This window comes from Rathayibacter sp. SW19 (assembly GCF_030866825.1).
In the GTDB taxonomy this organism is placed as follows: domain Bacteria; phylum Actinomycetota; class Actinomycetes; order Actinomycetales; family Microbacteriaceae; genus Rathayibacter_A; species Rathayibacter_A soli.
The window spans coordinates 4,277,909-4,294,033 of record NZ_CP133020.1 but is presented as its reverse complement, the minus strand read 5'-3'; the positions used below and the strand labels follow the sequence as shown (position 1 = coordinate 4,294,033).

Sequence of the window (16,125 nt, the reverse complement as noted above, 5' to 3'; positions counted from 1 at the left end):
AGACTTTCGTGCATTTTCTTGCCGTTCTGAGTATGAAGAACCGTGCACTGATAGCCCTCGTGACGATTGTTGCGGCCGTGTTCGGTGGGATCGCACTCACCGGCCTCAAGCAGGAACTGGCGCCGTCCATCCAGTTCCCACAGTTGGCGATCGTCACGAGCTATCCGGGCGCATCGCCAGAGGTCGTCAACAACGATGTGAGCACGCCGGTCGAAAAGGCTATTCAGGGCGTGGCGAACCTCGACAGCAGCTCCGCGGTGAGCAGCACCAACCAATCGTTGATCACGGCCAAATTCACGTATGGAACCGACCTGGCTACGGCCGAGCAGAAGCTGAACCAGGCGATCAATCGCATCCAGTCGACCTTGCCCAGCGGCGTAACGCCGCAGGTGTTCAGCGGCAGCATCGACGACCTGCCGGTCATTCAACTGGCGGTCACGAGCACTGAAGGCACGAAGACGCTCGGTGCTGACATCACGCGGCTGGCGCTGCCCGACATCCAAAAGGTCAACGGCGTCAACGGTGCGCAGCTGATCGGAGCGGTCGGCCAGCGTGTGACAATAACCCCGGATGCCGCCAAGCTGGCCGCCGCCGGCCTCACCACCACCTCGATCAAGACCGCGCTCGCACAGAACGGCGTGCTGTTGCCCGCCGGTTCGATCACGGAAGACGGCAAGACCTACACCGTGCAGGCGGGCCAGAAGCTCACCTCCGTCGCCGACATCGCGGCACTGCCGCTGATCGGACTGCCGCCGACAGGCTCTGCGGGCGGCGCGGCGGGAGGCGCTTCGGCAAGCTCAGCGACCGCCGGCGCGGCTGCGACGGGCGCGACGGGCGGCGCTTCGGCAAGCTCAGCGGGCGGCGGTGCGGCTGCGACCAGCGGCGCTTCGGCAAGCTCAGCGACCGCCGGCTCAGCGACCGGGGCGAGCGCGACCGCACCGGCCGCGGTGCCCACGCCGAAGACGATCGGTGACGTCGCATCCGTCGCCGAAACGGACGACCCGACCACCACGATCTCGCGGGTGAACGGCAAGCCGGCGCTCACGATAGCGGTCACGAAACTGCCGAGCGCGAACACGGTCGATGTGTCGAAGGGTGTGCGGGCCATCGAGTCGAGTCTCGAGTCGAAGCTCGGACACGACGCAAAGATCACCGTCGTTTTCGACCAGGCGCCGTTCATTCAGCAGTCGATCAGCTCGCTGGCTGAAGAGGGTCTGCTCGGTCTGGCGTTCGCCGTGATCGTGATCCTCGTGTTCCTGCTGTCTGTGCGAGCCACCCTGGTGACGGCGATCTCGATTCCGACCAGTGTGCTCATCACATTCATCGTGATGCAGGCCACCGGTTACACGCTCAACATCATCACGCTCGGCGGCCTGACGATTGCCATCGGGCGCGTTGTCGACGACTCGATCGTGGTGATCGAGAACATCAAGAGACACATGGTGCCCGGCGCGGATCGATCGACGACGATCATCCACGCTGTGCGCGAGGTCGCCGGCGCGATCACCGCGTCGACGATTACGACGGTTGCCGTGTTCCTTCCGATCGCCTTCGTCGGGGATGTCACCGGCGAACTGTTCCGCCCGTTCGCACTGACGGTCACGATCGCACTGCTGTCGTCACTGCTGGTCGCGTTGACGATCGTTCCAGTGCTCGCGTACTGGTTCCTGCGCCCGAAGGCGTTGAAGCCTGGCGAGATTGCACCAGAAGACGACCCGACCTACCTGCCGGCAGCCGCCGGCCACGTGGATGAGCTCGAGCATCCGACTCGCCTGCAGCGCGGTTACCTGCCGATCATCCATTGGACGCTCAAGCACTCGGTTTCGACCATCATCATCGCCGTGCTCGTGCTCGGCGGTACGATCGCGCTCGTGCCGTTGATGAAGACGAACTTCCTCGGTGAGACCGGGCAGAACACCCTGAGCATCAGCCAGAAGCTCGCACCCGGCACAAGCCTGCAAGCCCAGGACGACGCGGCGAAGGTCGTCGAGAGCAAGCTGCTGAGCACGCCGGGCGTCAAGACCGTGCAACTTTCGATCGGCTCGAGCGGCAGTTCGCTGCGCGACGCGTTCACCGGCGGTGGTGGCGGCATCCAGTATTCGATCACAACGGACGACAGCGCCGATCAAGTGGCATTGCAGTCAACGATCGAGAAGGAACTGAAGACGATTTCGGATGCCGGGACCATCACCGTTGCAGCCTCCAGCGGGTTCGGCGCGTCAAGCGACATCGAGATCGATGTGTCCGCGTCGACGAGCGCAACACTCACGACCGCGACCAACAGCATTGTCGACTCGGTGAAGAAGCTCAACTCGATCAAACAGACCACGAGCAACCTCAGCGCCTCGCTGCCCTATGTCGCGGTCGTCATCGATCGTCAGAAGGCTGCGGAGGCCGGCTTGAGCGAGGTCGCTGTCGGCACGATCGTCTCGCAGGCGATGCAGCCAACAACGGTCGGCACCATCGCCATCGACAACACCACCTTGTCGATCTACATTCAGGATGCGACGGCCCCGACAACAACGGCAGCCCTGGCTGCGCTTGAGATTCCGACCGCCCGCGGGCCGGTCGCGCTGGACACGCTGGCAACCGTCACTCAGACAACGGGGCCAGCGACGGTCACAACGCAGAAGGGGCTGCGCACGGCAGCCATCAGTGCGACCCCGGCGACCGACAACCTGGCGGTGTCGAACGCAGACGTGCAGAAAGCGCTTGACACGACGAAGCTCCCGCAGGGTGCAACCGCGTCGATCGGAGGCGTGACCGCCAGCCAGTCGAGTGCGTTCTCGCAACTGGGGATCGCTTTGCTGGCCGCCATCCTGATCGTCTACGTCGTGATGGTGGCGACGTTCCGCTCGCTGCGCCAGCCGCTGCTGCTGCTGGTCTCGATCCCGTTCGCCGCAACCGGGGCGATTGCGCTGCAGGTGATCTCGGGCATCCCACTCGGCGTCGCATCGCTGGTCGGCGTGCTGATGCTGATCGGCATCGTGGTGACGAACGCGATCGTGCTCGTCGACCTGGTGAACCAGTATCGACGGCGGGGAATGACGGTTCCGGATGCCGTCGCGCACGGCTCGTCACGTCGGTTGCGGCCGATCCTGATGACCGCACTTGCGACGATCTTTGCGCTGCTGCCGATGGCGATCGGGCTCACCGGGCATGGCGGGTTCATCTCGCAGCCGCTGGCGATCGTGGTGATCGGCGGGCTCGTCTCGTCAACGCTCATGACATTGATCGTGCTGCCGACGCTCTACAACCTGGTGGAGGGTGCGCGCGAACGCCGCCTTGCTCGTCGCGAGGCGAAGGCCGCGAAGCTGCTGCCCGCGCTGGTCGACTGACGCCTACCGCCGCCCGGCTGGCTGGCGGATGGCGGCATTGATGCGGTTCCAGACATTGATGGATCCGATTGTGAACAGCAGCGCCGCGATCTGCCGGTGATTGAACACGGCGGTGATTTCATTCCCGAGCTCGTCGGGCACCGGATCGGGTTTGTCCGCCAGCCGGGTCACCGCCTCGGTGAACGCGAGTGCCGCGCGTTCACGCGCGGTGAAGTACGGTGCCTCGCGCCACGCAGCCACTGCCGCGATGCTCTCGTCGCTCGCACCGTCATCCTCACGGAGCTCACGCGTGTGCTCCACGGTGCACCAGCTGCATCCGTTGATCTGACTGGCCCGCAGCGTCACCAGGTGGGTGATCGCCGGCGGCACCTGTGCGGACGCCGCCACCTTGTTCAACGAGGCGAGGGCGTCCATGCCGCCTTCCAGCAGGAACGCCGGGTGAGGCATTCGCGCCTTGATGTCGACGATGGGGTCGGCGGTGGGGCCGGGGGTGGCTTCGGCCACCGGATCGCCCGCCAGTGCGACGGCGGGTGCGACCGTGGTGTCGACTTCTGACGCTGCGTTGAAGGTCTGTGTGTTGTCGGTCATGATGTATTCCTGTTCGGTATGTCACACCGCCTCGATCTGGGCGGTCATACAGGTGACCCGGTAAACGAAGGAGATGTGACATGACCGATCAGATCTTGTTGGCGACGCGGTTCGAGGAGCACCGGCCGCGCCTGCGCCGCCTCGCGCGCCGCATGCTGGGGTCGGATGCCGAGGCCGATGACGCCGTGCAGGAGACCTGGCTGCGGCTTGCGCGCACGCGCGACGACGACGTCGACAATCTGGGCGGATGGCTGACCACCGTCTGTTCGCGGGTGTGCTTGAACATGCTGCGCGCCCGTGCGACTCGCAACGAGACTGACTTCGCCGAAGGCTTGCCCGATCCCGTGGTGGAATCTGTCGCGGATGGCGACCCCGCGGCGGCAGCACAACTGTCGGATGCCGTCGAAACTGCGCTGCTGCTCGTGCTCGACCGGTTGAGCCCGGCCGAGCGCGTCGCGTTCGTGTTGCACGACACGTTCGATGTGCCGTTCGCGCAGATCGGCGAACTGCTCGAGCGTGCTCCGGATGCCGCCCGGCAGTTGGCGAGCCGCGCCCGTCAGCGAGTGCGCGCTGCCACCGCCGACGCGGATACTCTCGGCGCAGATAGCGGCCGGGGACTGGTTGACGCGTTCTTCGCGGCAGCCCGAGACGGAAACTTCGATCGTCTCGTGTCGGTGCTGGCACCCGACGTGCAGATGCGCGCGGATGGCGTGGCTTCGGCGACCGCGATCGTGCGCGGAGCCGCGCAGGTAGCAGCGCGTGCCGTGATGTTCGCCAACCCGACGGCGGTATTGCGTGCGGTTCGAGTGGACGGCCGGCCGGGCGTGATCGTCATCGTCGACGGCACACCCGTGTCGCTGTTCGCGTTCGCCATCGACGGCAGTCGCATCACCGGCATCGACGTCTACACCGGAGAGGTGCGTCTGGCCGGTATCCGCCTGCCCTGAGATGAGACCGGCGTCGGAAGGCACCTGCTCGACCATGATCACGTGGGGGCGCGCACATCCGTGGTCTGGGGTTCAGAACCGGTCTTGTCGTGGCTGTCACACCCCAACGCGTTTCGCGACGGTGCGACTCCGATCGACATTCTGCGCGAGCGCGGCTCCCGGGACGTCATTGACGCTCTCGACGTCGAGCAAGCCGGCAGGTACGCCTGAGAATGAAGCTCCGCCGGATCATCCCGTATGGCCCTTCTGCTTGGGCGCACGCACCTGGACATCCGTTGTATGTTCACCGCGGGCAGACGGTCGGTCGGTGGGATAACGCGCCTGCCTACGCGACGTGGTATCTGTCAGATTCGGCCGCTGGTGCGGCCGGTGAAGCGTTCGGAAACCTTGCAACCTGGAGGCAGAGCATGTTCGAGCCTCCGTTCCTGCCAATTGCACGCCGGGCGCTTGGCGTGTTCGAACTCGACCCCGGCACGAGACGATTGGACCTTGATAATGCCGGCGAACTCGCCAGCCGTGATGCCAGGCCTTCTCAAGTCGTGATCAGAAACACGGCATTCACTCAACCGTTCGCGGTTCGGCTGCGCTCAGCGCTTCGACTGCGCTCAGCGACCGGGCCTGGCGGTCGCTGACCGCAGTCGTAGCGCGCCCGCATAGGGTGGAACCATGCCAACACCGGAATTCATACTGAGCCTGCGCGAAAAGATCGGAACGCATCCGCTCTGGCTTAACGGTGTGACGGCGGTGATCCTGCGCGGCGACATCACCGAGGCGGGTGACGACGACCGCGAGGTGCTGCTCGTGCGTCGCGCCGACAACGGCACCTGGACGCCCGTTACTGGCATCATCGACCCGGGTGAGCAGCCTGCCGTCGCTGCAGAACGGGAGGCTCTCGAAGAGGCGAGCGTTGTTGTCGTCGCCGAGCGACTGGCGCAGGTTGGCGTGACGGAACCGGTCGTCTACGGAAACGGTGATCGCGCGCAGTACCTCGATCTGGTGTTCCGCTGCCGCTACGTCTCCGGCGACGCCGCCGTCGGGGACGACGAGAACACCCAGGTGCGGTGGTGCAGGCTCGACGCATTGCCGGAGTTTCGCGCCGACTATGCCGAGCGCATCCTGCAGGCTGCGAACGGTGGCCCGGAAGCGCGCTTCCGACGCTGAACGCGACACCGCGCGTGTACCGACCGACGTACCGACCGAATTCGACGAAATCGGAGTAGACGGGGGCACCCGCGGCAGGCATGATCGTCGCATGGAGATTCTGCAGGTCGCTCAGCATGCCGATGACCTTGATCGCGCCGCCGCATTTTACGAACTGGTGCTCGGGAGCAAGCCGGCAGCACGGTTCGATCCGCCCGGCCTGGTGTTCTTCAACGTGGGGTGCTCGCGGTTGCTGCTCGAGCAAGAGGCGCCGTCGGCTCTGGTGTACTTGCAGGTCGATGATGTCGTGGCCCGCGTGGATGAGTTACATGTGCTCGGCGTCGAAGTCATCGACGAACCGCGCGTGATCTATAGCCACACCGATGACAGTCTCGGGCCAGCGGGGACCGACGAGTGGATGGCATTCATTCGAGACACTGAGGGCAACACGGTCGGCCTTGCCAGTTTCGAGCCGCGGCACGACCCGTAAATCGGGCCAAAATCGCGCTCCGACGCGCCGGGCCAATCGCGGCCGACGTGTCGAATGCGCGAGAACAGGAAGATCGATCAGAAGCAGGCTGATTGCTCCTGTTCTCGGGTGAAAGCGCCGATGCGGCCTGTTCTCGGCCGCCGCATCACGCCGTCAGCACGCCATCTTTCCACACGCGTCGCACCAGGGGCACACCCGGCCGATAGGCGAGGTGAAGATAACTCGGCGCGGCGAGTTCAACCAGGTCGGCACGGGCACCGGGAATGACCCGGCCTATGTCGGTGCGTCGAAGCGCTGCGGCACCGCCTGCCGTTGCGGCCCACAGAGCTTCGGCCGATGTCATGTGCATGTCACGCACCGCGATCGAAATGCAGAATGGCATCGACGATGTGAACGACGACCCCGGGTTGCAGTCGCTCGCCAACGCGACGGTGACGCCCGCGTCGATCAGGCGGCGGGCATCCGGATAGGGGTGCCGTGTCGAGAACTCGACGCCGGCCAGCAGCGTCGCGACCGTGTTCGAGCCGGCGAGCGCTGTCACGTCATCATCGGTCAGATAGGTGCAGTGATCTACGCTTGCGGCGCCCAGTTCGACGGCAAGCTGCACGCCGGGGCCCGGCCCAAGCTGACTGGCGTGCATCCGGATGCCGAGCCCGCGCGCCGCCCCCGCCGTCAGGATGCGCCTGCTCTGCTCCGGAGTGAACGCCCCCGATTCGCAGAAGACGTCGATCCAGCGTGCGAGCGGCGCGCATGCGTCGAGCATCTCGCCGATGACCAGATCGACATAGCCCTCCGGATTGTCTGCGAACTCCGGTGGCACGACGTGCGCGCCGAGAAAGGTGACCTCGTCGGTCACAGTTCCCGCAAGCTCGAGCAGACGACGTTCGTCGGCGGCGGTCAAGCCGTAGCCGCTTTTGATCTCGACCGTCGTCGTGCCCTGGCTGCGCATTTCGCTGATCAGCGCGTTCAGGCGAGCCCGCAATTCGTCATCGGATGCTGCTCGCGTCGCGCGCACCGTGCTACGTATGCCGCCAGCCGTATATGGTGATCCGTCCATGCGCGCTTCGAATTCGGCTGAGCGATCCCCGGCGAACACGATGTGGCTGTGACTGTCGACGAAGCCGGGGATCATGGCCGCGCCGTTCAGGCTCGTGACGGTGTCCGCCCCTGCTGCAGCGGCTGCCGGCGCGGAGGCTGCGGAGCCCACCCAGGCGACGCGCCCGTTCTCGACGAGCACCGCGGCATCCGTCACGATACCGAGTGCAGAACCGTCACCGGGGCCATTCGGGTCATTGGTGACGAGCTGGCCGATGTCGGTGATGAGTTGGCTGGGCATAGGGTCATCCTCCTCTTATGCGTGCTGGTCGAGTAGCCCGCGAGCGCAGCGAGCCGGCGTATCGCGATCTTCGTGTCCCGCACAGTCGGGTCTCGATACACGACCTCGCTTGCGCTCGGCCGTTACTCGACCACCGGTACCGCTGGTCGAGTAGCCCGCGAGCGCAGCGAACCGGCGTATGCTCCAGCTGGTCGAGTAGCCTGCGAGCGCAGCGAGCCGGCGTATCGAGACCCCGTGTCCCGCACCGGGTCTCGATACACTCGCTCACGCTCGTTACTCGACCACCGGGCCGCCTACTCGACCACCGGGGTTTCGAGCATCGGCACGCGCAGTCCGCGCTCGCGGGCGACCTCGGCGGCGTGTTCGTAGCCGGCGTCGACATGCCGCATCACGCCGGTGCCCGGGTCGTTGACGAGCACACGGGCGAGCTTCTCGGCGGCCAGCGGAGTGCCGTCTGCGACGGTGACCTGACCGGCGTGGATGGACCGACCGATGCCCACACCACCGCCGTGATGGATGGAGACCCAGGTGGCGCCCGACGCCGTGTTCAGCAGTGCGTTCAGCAGCGGCCAGTCGGCGATAGCATCCGATCCGTCCTTCATGCCTTCGGTTTCCCGGTACGGCGAGGCTACCGAGCCCGAGTCGAGGTGGTCGCGGCCGATCACGATCGGGGCGGTGATTTCACCCGATGCGACCAGCTCGTTGAACTTCAGCCCGGCAAGGTGGCGCTCCTTGTAGCCAAGCCAGCAGATACGCGCAGGCAGGCCCTCGAAGTGCACCTTGTCCTGCGCCTTGGTGATCCAGCGGCGCAGGTGCTCGTCCTCGGGGAACAGCTCCAGGATGGCGCGGTCGGTCGCCGCGATGTCGGCCGGGTCTCCGGAGAGAGCAGCCCACCGGAACGGGCCCTTGCCCTCTTCGAACAGCGGGCGGATGTATGCGGGCACGAACCCGGGGAATTCGAACGCGCGCTCGAACCCGCCGAGCTTCGCCTCTGCACGGATGGAGTTGCCGTAGTCGAAGACCTCGGCGCCGGCATCTTGGAATGCGACCATTGCGCCGACTTGGGCGGCCATCGATGCGCGCGCTTTCGCGGTGAACCCTTCGGGATCCGCTGCGGCAGCCCGGTGCCACTCCTCGACGGAGATGCCGATCGGGAGATAGCTGAGCGGATCGTGCGCGCTGGTCTGGTCGGTGACGATGTCGATCGGCGTGCCGCGTTTCAGCAGCTCGGGGAATACCGTCGCAGCGTTGCCGACCAGGCCGACCGACAAGGCGCGCCGCTCCCCCTTCGCGGCGGTGACCCGTGCGATGGCGTCGTCGAGGTCGTCTGTGAGCTCGTCGAGGTAACCGTGGTCGACCCGACGCTGGAGGCGGTCGCGATCGACGTCCACGATCAGGACCACGCCCTCGTTCATCGTGACCGAGAGGGGTTGAGCGCCGCCCATGCCGCCGCATCCGCCGGTCAGCGTGAGGGTGCCCGCGAGGGTGCCACCGAATCGCTTCTCGGCGATGGCGGCGAACGTTTCGTACGTGCCCTGCAGGATGCCCTGGGTGCCGATGTAGATCCAGCTGCCCGCGGTCATCTGTCCGTACATGGTTAGACCGAGGTCTTCGAGCCGGCGGAATTCCGGCCAAGTGGCCCAGTCCGGCACGAGGTTCGAGTTGGCGATGAGCACGCGTGGTGCCCATTCGTGGGTGCGGAAGACGCCGACCGGTTTGCCGGACTGCACGAGCAGCGTCTCATCGGACTCGAGCGTTGTCAGCGTGCGGATGATCGCCTCGTAGGCATCCCAGCTGCGGGCGGCGCGACCGGTGCCGCCGTAGACGACGAGGTCGTCTGGGCGCTCGGCGACCTCTGGGTCGAGGTTGTTCATGAGCATGCGCATGGGCGCCTCGGTCTGCCAGCTCTTGGCGGTCAGAGTGGTGCCTCGGGGTGCGCGTACGGTGCGTGAAGTAGCCATACCAACAGTGCACACGAGAGCGGATGTCGCGGCAACCGTGCCCGCTCGTGTTCTGTCCGGTATCCCGGACGGCGGGCAGCGCGTGCGAACGTTGTCTCCACGCCGGCCCGGAGTTTTGACGACGCCCCGGACTGGCAGCCGGTTGCCAATCCGGGCTAGCGTCAAATACCCGGTCTAGCGCAGGCTGTGGGCCGCTACAACCGCGATCTCGTCAGCGACCGCGCCGAGAAGCCGAGAGTGCAGCCGCCATTGCTGCCAGTACAGCGGCACGCGGATGTCATCCTCACCGATCGCGACCAACTCACCGGTCGCTTCCAGCTCTCCGATCTGCGCAGCAGGGAGCATGCCCCAGCCGAGACCGAGCCGCACTGCAGTGAAGAACTCGCTCGATGCGGGGATGAAATGGCGCGGCTGCGCAGGCAGCTCGCCGCCGTGCCCGCTATGGTCGCCGCGCGCCTCGTGCTGCCGCAGGTAGCGATCCTGCAGATCGTCGCTGCGGTCGTAGATGACGACCGGCGCCGCACGCAGAGCGGATGCTGTCACTCCGTTCGCGAACCAGCGGTCCGCGAACTCGGGGTTGGCCATCGGGCGGTACCGCATCTGGCCGAGCGGGCGAACGATGCAGCCTTGGACCGGATCGGACACCGAGGTGATCGCCGCCATCACGCTGCCGTCGCGCAGGCGCGCGGTCGAGTGGTCCTGGTCTTCGCGAAACACGTCGAAGACGACGCGATGGGCGGCTGCGACCCGTGCCAGCGCAGGCAGCGCCCAGGTGGCTAGCGAGTCGGAGTTGATGACCAGAGGGATCGACGTGAAGGGGCGGACAGCATCCGGATCGCCCGGTCCGGCAGTCGAGGCATCGCCTGCCGAGACGTCACCGGCTGCGGCGCTGCCTTGCGCGGCGCCACGCTCCGCGCCACCGCCACCGCGCACCTCGACGCCGAGCGCTTGTGCCGCCTCGTCTTCGAGCAGTGTCACCTGGCGTGCCAGGCGCAGCACCGCCTCGCCTGACGAGGTCACGCGCACGGGTTTGACGCGCTGTAGCAGCACCCGGCCGACTGAGCCCTCCAGTGCCTTGATGCGCTGACTAATGGCCGACGGGGTCACGCGAAGCTGCCGCGCTGCCGCCTCGAAGGTGCCGCTGTCGACGACGGCGACGAACGCACGCAGCTGCTCAAGTTGAAGTTCCATGATTAGCAACGCTAATGCATCCGTAGAAACATTAGTTGGACTGAACATAAATGCGTGCCTAGAGTCGAAGCCATGGAGAGTCTGCCCGCGCTGATCGCGACGGCGGCGGCCGGGCTGGGGCTCGGGTTGTCGCTGATCATCGCCATCGGTGCGCAGAACGCGTACGTGCTGCGGCAGGGCATCCGCCGCGAGCACATCGCGGTGATCGTGGCGATCTGTGCGCTGTCGGACATCGTGCTGATCGCGCTTGGAATCTCCGGGATCGGGTTCCTGATCAAGCAATTCCCGGTGGCGCTGACGGTGATCCGCTACGCCGGGGCCGCGTTCCTGTTCGGCTACGGGCTGCTCGCCGCGCGGCGAGCGTTCAAGCGCCAGGTCTTGCAGGCGGATGCGTCCGCCGCGCGACCATCGCTGCGCACGGCTGTGCTGACCGTTCTCGCCCTGACCTGGCTGAACCCGCACGTGTATCTCGACACCGTGCTGCTGCTCGGGTCGGTCGCGAACACGCACGGTGATGCGGGCCGCTGGGCATTCGGCATCGGTGCGGCGATCGGCAGCGTGCTCTGGTTCTCGCTGCTCGGTTTCGGCGCCCGCTTTCTCGGCCCGCTCTTCGCGCGCCCGATTGCGTGGCGGATTCTGGATGCGGCGATCGCCGTCACGATGATCGCTCTCGGCACCCGGTTGCTCCTGGGCGTGTAGCGGACTGGTGTTGTGGAGGGGCGCAGCGGCGCGTGCAACGACAGGAGTAGCGACGCGCGCCGCGACGCGTGTCCCCGGCTGGGGATAGTGTGGCGCTATGTCCACCCCCGCTTCCGCCACCTCGCTATCCGAACAGTTTCTTGCGCTCCATCGCGGCGCGACGCCGCTCCTCTTGCCAAACCCGTGGGACGTCGGCTCCGCCCGCATGTTTGCGGCGATGGGTTTCGAGGCGCTGGCGACGACGAGCAGCGGGTTCGCGGCATCCGTTGGGCGGCTGGACGGCCAGGTGACACGCGACGAGGCGCTGGCGCACGCCGCCGAAATCGTGCGGGCGACAGCCCTGCCGGTCAGTGCCGATCTGGAGAACGGATTCGGTGCCGACCTCGCCACCGTCGCGGACACCTACACGCTTGCGGCACAGAGCGGGCTGGCCGGCGGCTCGATTGAAGACAGTACTGACAACCCTGACTCCCCAGTTCTCGACCTGGCCGCCGCCGCGGACCGGGTGCGCGCCGCCGCGGAGGCAGCACACGGTATTGACCCGCACTTCGTTCTGACGGGCCGCGCAGAGAACTATTTCCACGGGCGGCCGGACCTCGCGGACACGATCCGCCGGTTGCAGGCGTATCAAGAGGCCGGGGCAGACGTCTTGTACGCGCCGGGTGTGACGCTGGCTGAAGACATCCGCTCGATCGTGACCTCGGTGGATCGCCCTGTCAACGTGCTCGCGCGCCCGACCGCGCCGACAGTGGCAGAGTTGGGTGCCCTCGGGGTCGCCCGGATCTCGGTCGGCGGGGCGTTCGCGTTCGCCGCATACGGTGTCGCGGCCGAGGCGGCTCGTGAGTTTCTGGAGTACGGCACGTATGGCTTCGCGGCGCAGTCTCGGGCCGGTAGTGCAGCGGTCACCGCGGCGTTCGGTGATGCCTGACGATGGGCACGGCGAGCGTCTATCGGGCGGCCGACCAGGTGCGGATGCCGTGGAAGAACGGCGCAGGCACAACGCTCGAGGTCGCGCGACTCGACGATGCTGCGACCGGGCGGATGCTCTGGCGCGTGTCGATCGCTGACGTCGCTGACAATGGCCCGTTCTCGATCTTCGACGGCTACCGGCGGATCATCTCAGTGCTTGAGGGGGAGGGAATGCAGCTCACCGTCGGCGGTGAACGGTCGCGCCCGCTGCGGCGGCACGACGCATTCGCGTTCGACGGGGGCGCAATCACGAACTGCGAGCTGCTCGGCGGCCCGATTCGCGACTTCAACCTCATCTTCGCCGCGGATCGCGTTGCCGGGCGGATGCGTTGGGTGACCGTTCGCGGTCGCGAGCGCATCGCGAGCACGGCCGCGACACTGCTGGTCTACAACGCGGCGGATGAGACGGTGCACGCCGAGTCAGACACGAGCGCGGTCTCGCTCGACCCGGGAGACTGCCTGCGGATGGGCGATGCGGAGTTGAGCCTGCTCGCGCGCGGTTCGTCCGAGGCTGTCTGTGCCGTCATCGAGTTGTCGGCGCACAAGCGCCCGGTGGTCGAGTAACGCACGAGCGCAGCGAGTACGCACCCCGTTGGTCGAGTAACGCACGAGCGCAGCGAGTACGCACCTCGTTGGTCGAGTAACGCACGAGCGCAGCGAGTACGCACCTCGTTGGTCGAGTAACGCACGAGCGCAGCGAGTACGCACCCGTTGGTCGAGTAACGCACGAGCGCAGCGAGTACGTGTATCGAGACCCCCGACGACGACGGTGCGAGGTCTCGATACGTCTGCTCGCCCGTCGGCTGCGCTCAGGGACCGAAAGCTCGCGGACCACTCGACCAGCGCTCGGGCGAGACGACGCGACCGCCAACGATCACGCGCGTCACGTCCGACGCGGTCGCCACCATCGGCAGCTGCGCCGGCTCCGCGCCACCCGTGCGCAGCGAGCTCGGGTCGAGCTCGACGAGGTCGCAATACTCGCCGACCGCGATCCCGGTACTCGTGCCGCCGGCTCCAGAGTCCAACCCGAGCGCACGGTAGCCGCCGGCGCCTCCGATCTGCCACAGTTGCTCTGGACTGAACCGACCGCGCTGGCCCGATGACAACCGCTCGCCATATTCGAGCCCGCGCAACTCGAGCAGCGGGTCGATGACCGCATTCTGGTCGCTGCCGATCGACAGGTGCGCACCGGCATCCGCGAGCCGTCTGGCCGGACCGATGCCGTCGCCAAGATCGGCTTCCGTTGTCGGACACATCACAACCCCGACGGATGCCTCACCAAGCATACGAATGTCGTCGTCGGTCAGGTGGGTCGCGTGCACGGCGTTCAGCCGCGCCGATAACAATCCAACTTCAGCGAGCAGCGCTGTCGGCGTGCGTCCATAGGCGGCCAAGGAGTCCGCGTTCTCTTGCGGTTGCTCCGACAGATGGATGTGCAGCGGCACGTCAGCGGGCAGCTCGCGTGCAATCTCGGCCATCGCCTCGCGCGGCACCGCCCGAACCGAGTGAATCGCGGCGCCCAGCGTGACTAACGGGCGGCCCTCGAGCGCGTCGCGCAGGCGCGCCCAGCGGTCCAGCCAAGCGGATGCCGACCCATCCGAAAAGCGCCGCTGGCTCGGCTCCGGCGGTTTGCCGATTCCGCCCGTCAGATAGCAGGTGTCGAGCAGCACCAAACGGATGCCCGCCGCCTCGGCCGCATCAGCCAACGCCAACTCCATACCGTGCGCCGGGGGATAGGGCGTGCCGTCCGGTTGATGATGCACATAGTGGAACTCGCCGACCGCCGTGTAGCCGCAGGCGACCATTTCGGAGAAAACCCTGGTGGCGAGGTCGCGATAGCTGTCGGGGTTCAACATGTCGGCAGCGGCATACATCGACGTGCGCCACTGCCAGAAGTCACCGCCGTTGTCGTGTGTGCGGCCCCGCAACACACGATGGAAGGCGTGCGAGTGCGCGTTGCCGAATCCGGGCACGACGAGGCCGAGGGAAAGGCCGAGCTCGGCCTTCAGGCGCGAGTTCTCGTTGCGGGTCACGGTAGAGGCTTCGCCAGTGGTCTCGATACGCTCGCTGGCGCTCGCTACTCGACCGGCGATTCCGTCCGAACTTTGTTGGTCGAGTAGGCCGTCCGCGGCCGTATCAAGACCTGTATCGATCCGGCTGATGCGGCCGGAGGCATCCGTCTCAATGAGTACATCGTTGACGAAGTGATCCCCCAGCCACGCTTGCGCAGCTCGGATGATCACAGCAACTCTTTCAAGACCGTGACCAGCGCGTCGGCGCCCGCGACTGCGTCCTCGTCGCGAGCGAACTCCTGCGGCGCATGCGAGATGCCGCTCGGATTGCGCACGAACAGCATCGCGGTCGGCACGTGTGCCGCAAGCACGCCTGCATCGTGCCCAGCACCGGTCGGCAGCAGCGGAGCGTCGCCGCGTGCGTCCCCGAGCACGTGCGCGATCCGGTCGCGCAACTGTTGGTCGAAGTGCACCTCCGAGCTGTAGGACTCCTCCGCAACCTCGACGGCGCAGCCTTCCGCGTCAGCCGCGTCCGCAGCGGCGGCAGCGATCTCCCCAACCACGGCGCGGGCGTCGGCATCCCGATCCGCGCGCACGTCGAGCCAGACGCCGACCTGCGAGGCGATCACATTCGTGCCGCCTGGCAACGGTTCAAGGCGTCCCACGGTCGCACGCGACCCGGCGTGCGCCGTCGCGATCGCGCGGGCCGCGATCACCGCTCCTGCGGCAGCAAGCATCGGATCGTGCCTGTCGCTCATCGCAGTTGTGCCCGCATGATTGCCCTGGCCGGCGAAGCGCAGCATCCAACGACCATGCGCCAGAATGCTCGACGCGACTCCGACGGGTCGGTCCAGCTCGATTAGGCCGCGGCCTTGCTCGACATGGAGTTCGACGAAGACACCGATACGACTCAGTGCTTCCCGGTCGACGCCGAAGTGTTCGGGGGCGAGACCGAAGTCGCGTGCGGCATCCGCGAAGGTTGTGTCGGAGGCATCCGTCAGCGCGCCCGCGCGGGTCGGATCGATCGCGCCGGTCAGCAGTCTCGAGCCCAGGCAGGCGACACCGAAGCGGGAGCCTTCTTCTTCGGCGAAGACCATGACGGCGAACGGTCTGGTGGGCGTGAAGCCCTCGAGCTGCAGTTGCGCGACAGCGTCGAGGGCGCTGGCGACCCCGAGTGGCCCGTCGAACGCGCCTCCGCCCGGCACGGAGTCGAGGTGGCTGCCGGTGACGACCGCGTTCGCGCCGGGCTGCCCCCACCAGGCCCAGATGTTGCCGTTGCGGTCGGTCTCAATCGCAAGCCCTAGCGAAGTCGCCCGTTCGACGAACCAGTCGCGCAGCTCGCGTTCGGCCGGGTCGAAGACGTGGCGAGAGTATCCGCCGCGGCGCGCGTCGCGGCCGACATCCAAGATTTCGGCGAGCAGACCGATGGTGCCCGTCATCGGGTGCCTTGCCGT

The 16,125-nt window shown here is 66.6% G+C and carries 15 protein-coding genes; 9 read left to right on the top strand and 6 right to left on the bottom strand.

All coding sequences use genetic code 11. From position 1 onward, the window contains the following. The first annotated feature begins 8 nt into the window (after positions 1-8). Complete coding sequence (locus QU604_RS19860) at positions 9-3,338, top strand: efflux RND transporter permease subunit (RefSeq protein ID WP_308466325.1); 3,330 nt, start codon at positions 9-11, stop codon at positions 3,336-3,338. A gap of 3 nt (positions 3,339-3,341) precedes the next feature. Here the strand turns inward: QU604_RS19860 and QU604_RS19855 are convergent, their stop codons facing one another. Further along, positions 3,342-3,926 carry a carboxymuconolactone decarboxylase family protein gene (locus QU604_RS19855; RefSeq protein WP_308466324.1) on the bottom strand — a complete coding sequence of 195 codons (585 nt, stop codon included), beginning with the start codon at positions 3,924-3,926 and terminating at the stop codon, positions 3,342-3,344. An 80-nt stretch (positions 3,927-4,006) separates the two neighbouring features. Between QU604_RS19855 and QU604_RS19850 the strand changes: the two genes are divergently transcribed. From QU604_RS19850 to QU604_RS19830, 5 genes are all read left to right on the top strand, one after another. Then, positions 4,007-4,873 carry a sigma-70 family RNA polymerase sigma factor gene (locus tag QU604_RS19850; RefSeq protein ID WP_308466323.1) on the top strand — a complete coding sequence of 289 codons (867 nt, stop codon included), beginning with the start codon at positions 4,007-4,009 and terminating at the stop codon, positions 4,871-4,873. Between the two features lie 42 nt (positions 4,874-4,915). Next, positions 4,916-5,083: an antitoxin Xre/MbcA/ParS toxin-binding domain-containing protein gene (locus QU604_RS19845; protein ID WP_308466322.1), complete on the top strand. Its 168-nt coding sequence runs from the start codon at positions 4,916-4,918 to the stop codon at positions 5,081-5,083. A 2-nt stretch (positions 5,084-5,085) separates the two neighbouring features. Continuing rightward, positions 5,086-5,505: an RES domain-containing protein gene (locus QU604_RS19840; protein WP_308466321.1), complete on the top strand. Its 420-nt coding sequence runs from the start codon at positions 5,086-5,088 to the stop codon at positions 5,503-5,505. A 34-nt stretch (positions 5,506-5,539) separates the two neighbouring features. Continuing rightward, a complete protein-coding gene (locus QU604_RS19835; protein WP_308466320.1) occupies positions 5,540-6,034 on the top strand; it encodes an NUDIX hydrolase in 495 nt (164 codons plus the stop codon). Positions 6,035-6,125: 91 nt separating this feature from the next. After that, complete coding sequence (locus QU604_RS19830; RefSeq protein ID WP_308466319.1) at positions 6,126-6,503, top strand: VOC family protein; 378 nt, start codon at positions 6,126-6,128, stop codon at positions 6,501-6,503. Positions 6,504-6,648: 145 nt separating this feature from the next. Here the strand turns inward: QU604_RS19830 and hutI are convergent, their stop codons facing one another. The 3 genes from hutI to QU604_RS19815 form a co-directional block, all read right to left on the bottom strand. Then, the gene (hutI, locus tag QU604_RS19825) at positions 6,649-7,839 is read right to left on the bottom strand and encodes an imidazolonepropionase (protein ID WP_308466318.1); all 1,191 of its coding nucleotides are present in this window, start codon (positions 7,837-7,839) and stop codon (positions 6,649-6,651) included. 293 nt (positions 7,840-8,132) lie between these two features. Then, positions 8,133-9,800 (bottom strand): urocanate hydratase, encoded by a 1,668-nt coding sequence (hutU, locus tag QU604_RS19820; RefSeq protein WP_308466317.1) that lies wholly within the window; start codon positions 9,798-9,800, stop codon positions 8,133-8,135. A 174-nt stretch (positions 9,801-9,974) separates the two neighbouring features. After that, positions 9,975-10,991 carry a LysR family transcriptional regulator ArgP gene (locus tag QU604_RS19815; RefSeq protein ID WP_308466316.1) on the bottom strand — a complete coding sequence of 339 codons (1,017 nt, stop codon included), beginning with the start codon at positions 10,989-10,991 and terminating at the stop codon, positions 9,975-9,977. Positions 10,992-11,063: 72 nt separating this feature from the next. Here QU604_RS19815 and QU604_RS19810 point away from each other — a divergent pair, with 72 nt between their 5' ends. From QU604_RS19810 to QU604_RS19800, 3 genes are all read left to right on the top strand, one after another. Further along, on the top strand, positions 11,064-11,690 hold the full coding sequence (locus tag QU604_RS19810) for a LysE/ArgO family amino acid transporter (protein WP_308466315.1): 627 nt from the start codon (positions 11,064-11,066) through the stop codon (positions 11,688-11,690). Between the two features lie 97 nt (positions 11,691-11,787). Continuing rightward, the gene (locus QU604_RS19805) at positions 11,788-12,618 is read left to right on the top strand and encodes an isocitrate lyase/PEP mutase family protein (protein ID WP_308466314.1); all 831 of its coding nucleotides are present in this window, start codon (positions 11,788-11,790) and stop codon (positions 12,616-12,618) included. Between the two features lie 2 nt (positions 12,619-12,620). Further along, positions 12,621-13,223, top strand: coding sequence for a HutD/Ves family protein (locus QU604_RS19800; RefSeq protein ID WP_308466313.1), 603 nt, complete (start codon positions 12,621-12,623; stop codon positions 13,221-13,223). A gap of 245 nt (positions 13,224-13,468) precedes the next feature. On the opposite strand, the gene QU604_RS19795 is transcribed toward QU604_RS19800, so the two are convergent. Both QU604_RS19795 and QU604_RS19790 read right to left on the bottom strand, forming a co-directional pair. Next, complete coding sequence (locus tag QU604_RS19795) at positions 13,469-14,902, bottom strand: formimidoylglutamate deiminase (protein WP_308466312.1); 1,434 nt, start codon at positions 14,900-14,902, stop codon at positions 13,469-13,471. Beyond that, positions 14,899-16,110: an allantoate amidohydrolase gene (locus QU604_RS19790; protein WP_308466311.1), complete on the bottom strand. Its 1,212-nt coding sequence runs from the start codon at positions 16,108-16,110 to the stop codon at positions 14,899-14,901. Before QU604_RS19790 ends, QU604_RS19795 begins: the two co-directional genes overlap by 4 nt. Between the last annotated feature and the right edge of the window lie 15 nt (positions 16,111-16,125).

Coding starts and splice junctions, on each gene's coding strand:
- QU604_RS19830 (WP_308466319.1), top strand. CDS start 6,126: ATGGAGATTCTGCAGGTCGCTCAGCATGCCGATGACCTTGATCGCGCC.
- QU604_RS19810 (WP_308466315.1), top strand. CDS start 11,064: ATGGAGAGTCTGCCCGCGCTGATCGCGACGGCGGCGGCCGGGCTGGGG.
- QU604_RS19850 (WP_308466323.1), top strand. CDS start 4,007: ATGACCGATCAGATCTTGTTGGCGACGCGGTTCGAGGAGCACCGGCCG.
- QU604_RS19815 (WP_308466316.1), bottom strand. CDS start 10,991: ATGGAACTTCAACTTGAGCAGCTGCGTGCGTTCGTCGCCGTCGTCGAC.
- hutI (WP_308466318.1), bottom strand. CDS start 7,839: ATGCCCAGCCAACTCATCACCGACATCGGCCAGCTCGTCACCAATGAC.
- hutU (WP_308466317.1), bottom strand. CDS start 9,800: ATGGCTACTTCACGCACCGTACGCGCACCCCGAGGCACCACTCTGACC.
- QU604_RS19835 (WP_308466320.1), top strand. CDS start 5,540: ATGCCAACACCGGAATTCATACTGAGCCTGCGCGAAAAGATCGGAACG.
- QU604_RS19805 (WP_308466314.1), top strand. CDS start 11,788: ATGTCCACCCCCGCTTCCGCCACCTCGCTATCCGAACAGTTTCTTGCG.
- QU604_RS19790 (WP_308466311.1), bottom strand. CDS start 16,110: ATGACGGGCACCATCGGTCTGCTCGCCGAAATCTTGGATGTCGGCCGC.
- QU604_RS19800 (WP_308466313.1), top strand. CDS start 12,621: ATGGGCACGGCGAGCGTCTATCGGGCGGCCGACCAGGTGCGGATGCCG.
- QU604_RS19855 (WP_308466324.1), bottom strand. CDS start 3,926: ATGACCGACAACACACAGACCTTCAACGCAGCGTCAGAAGTCGACACC.
- QU604_RS19840 (WP_308466321.1), top strand. CDS start 5,086: ATGAAGCTCCGCCGGATCATCCCGTATGGCCCTTCTGCTTGGGCGCAC.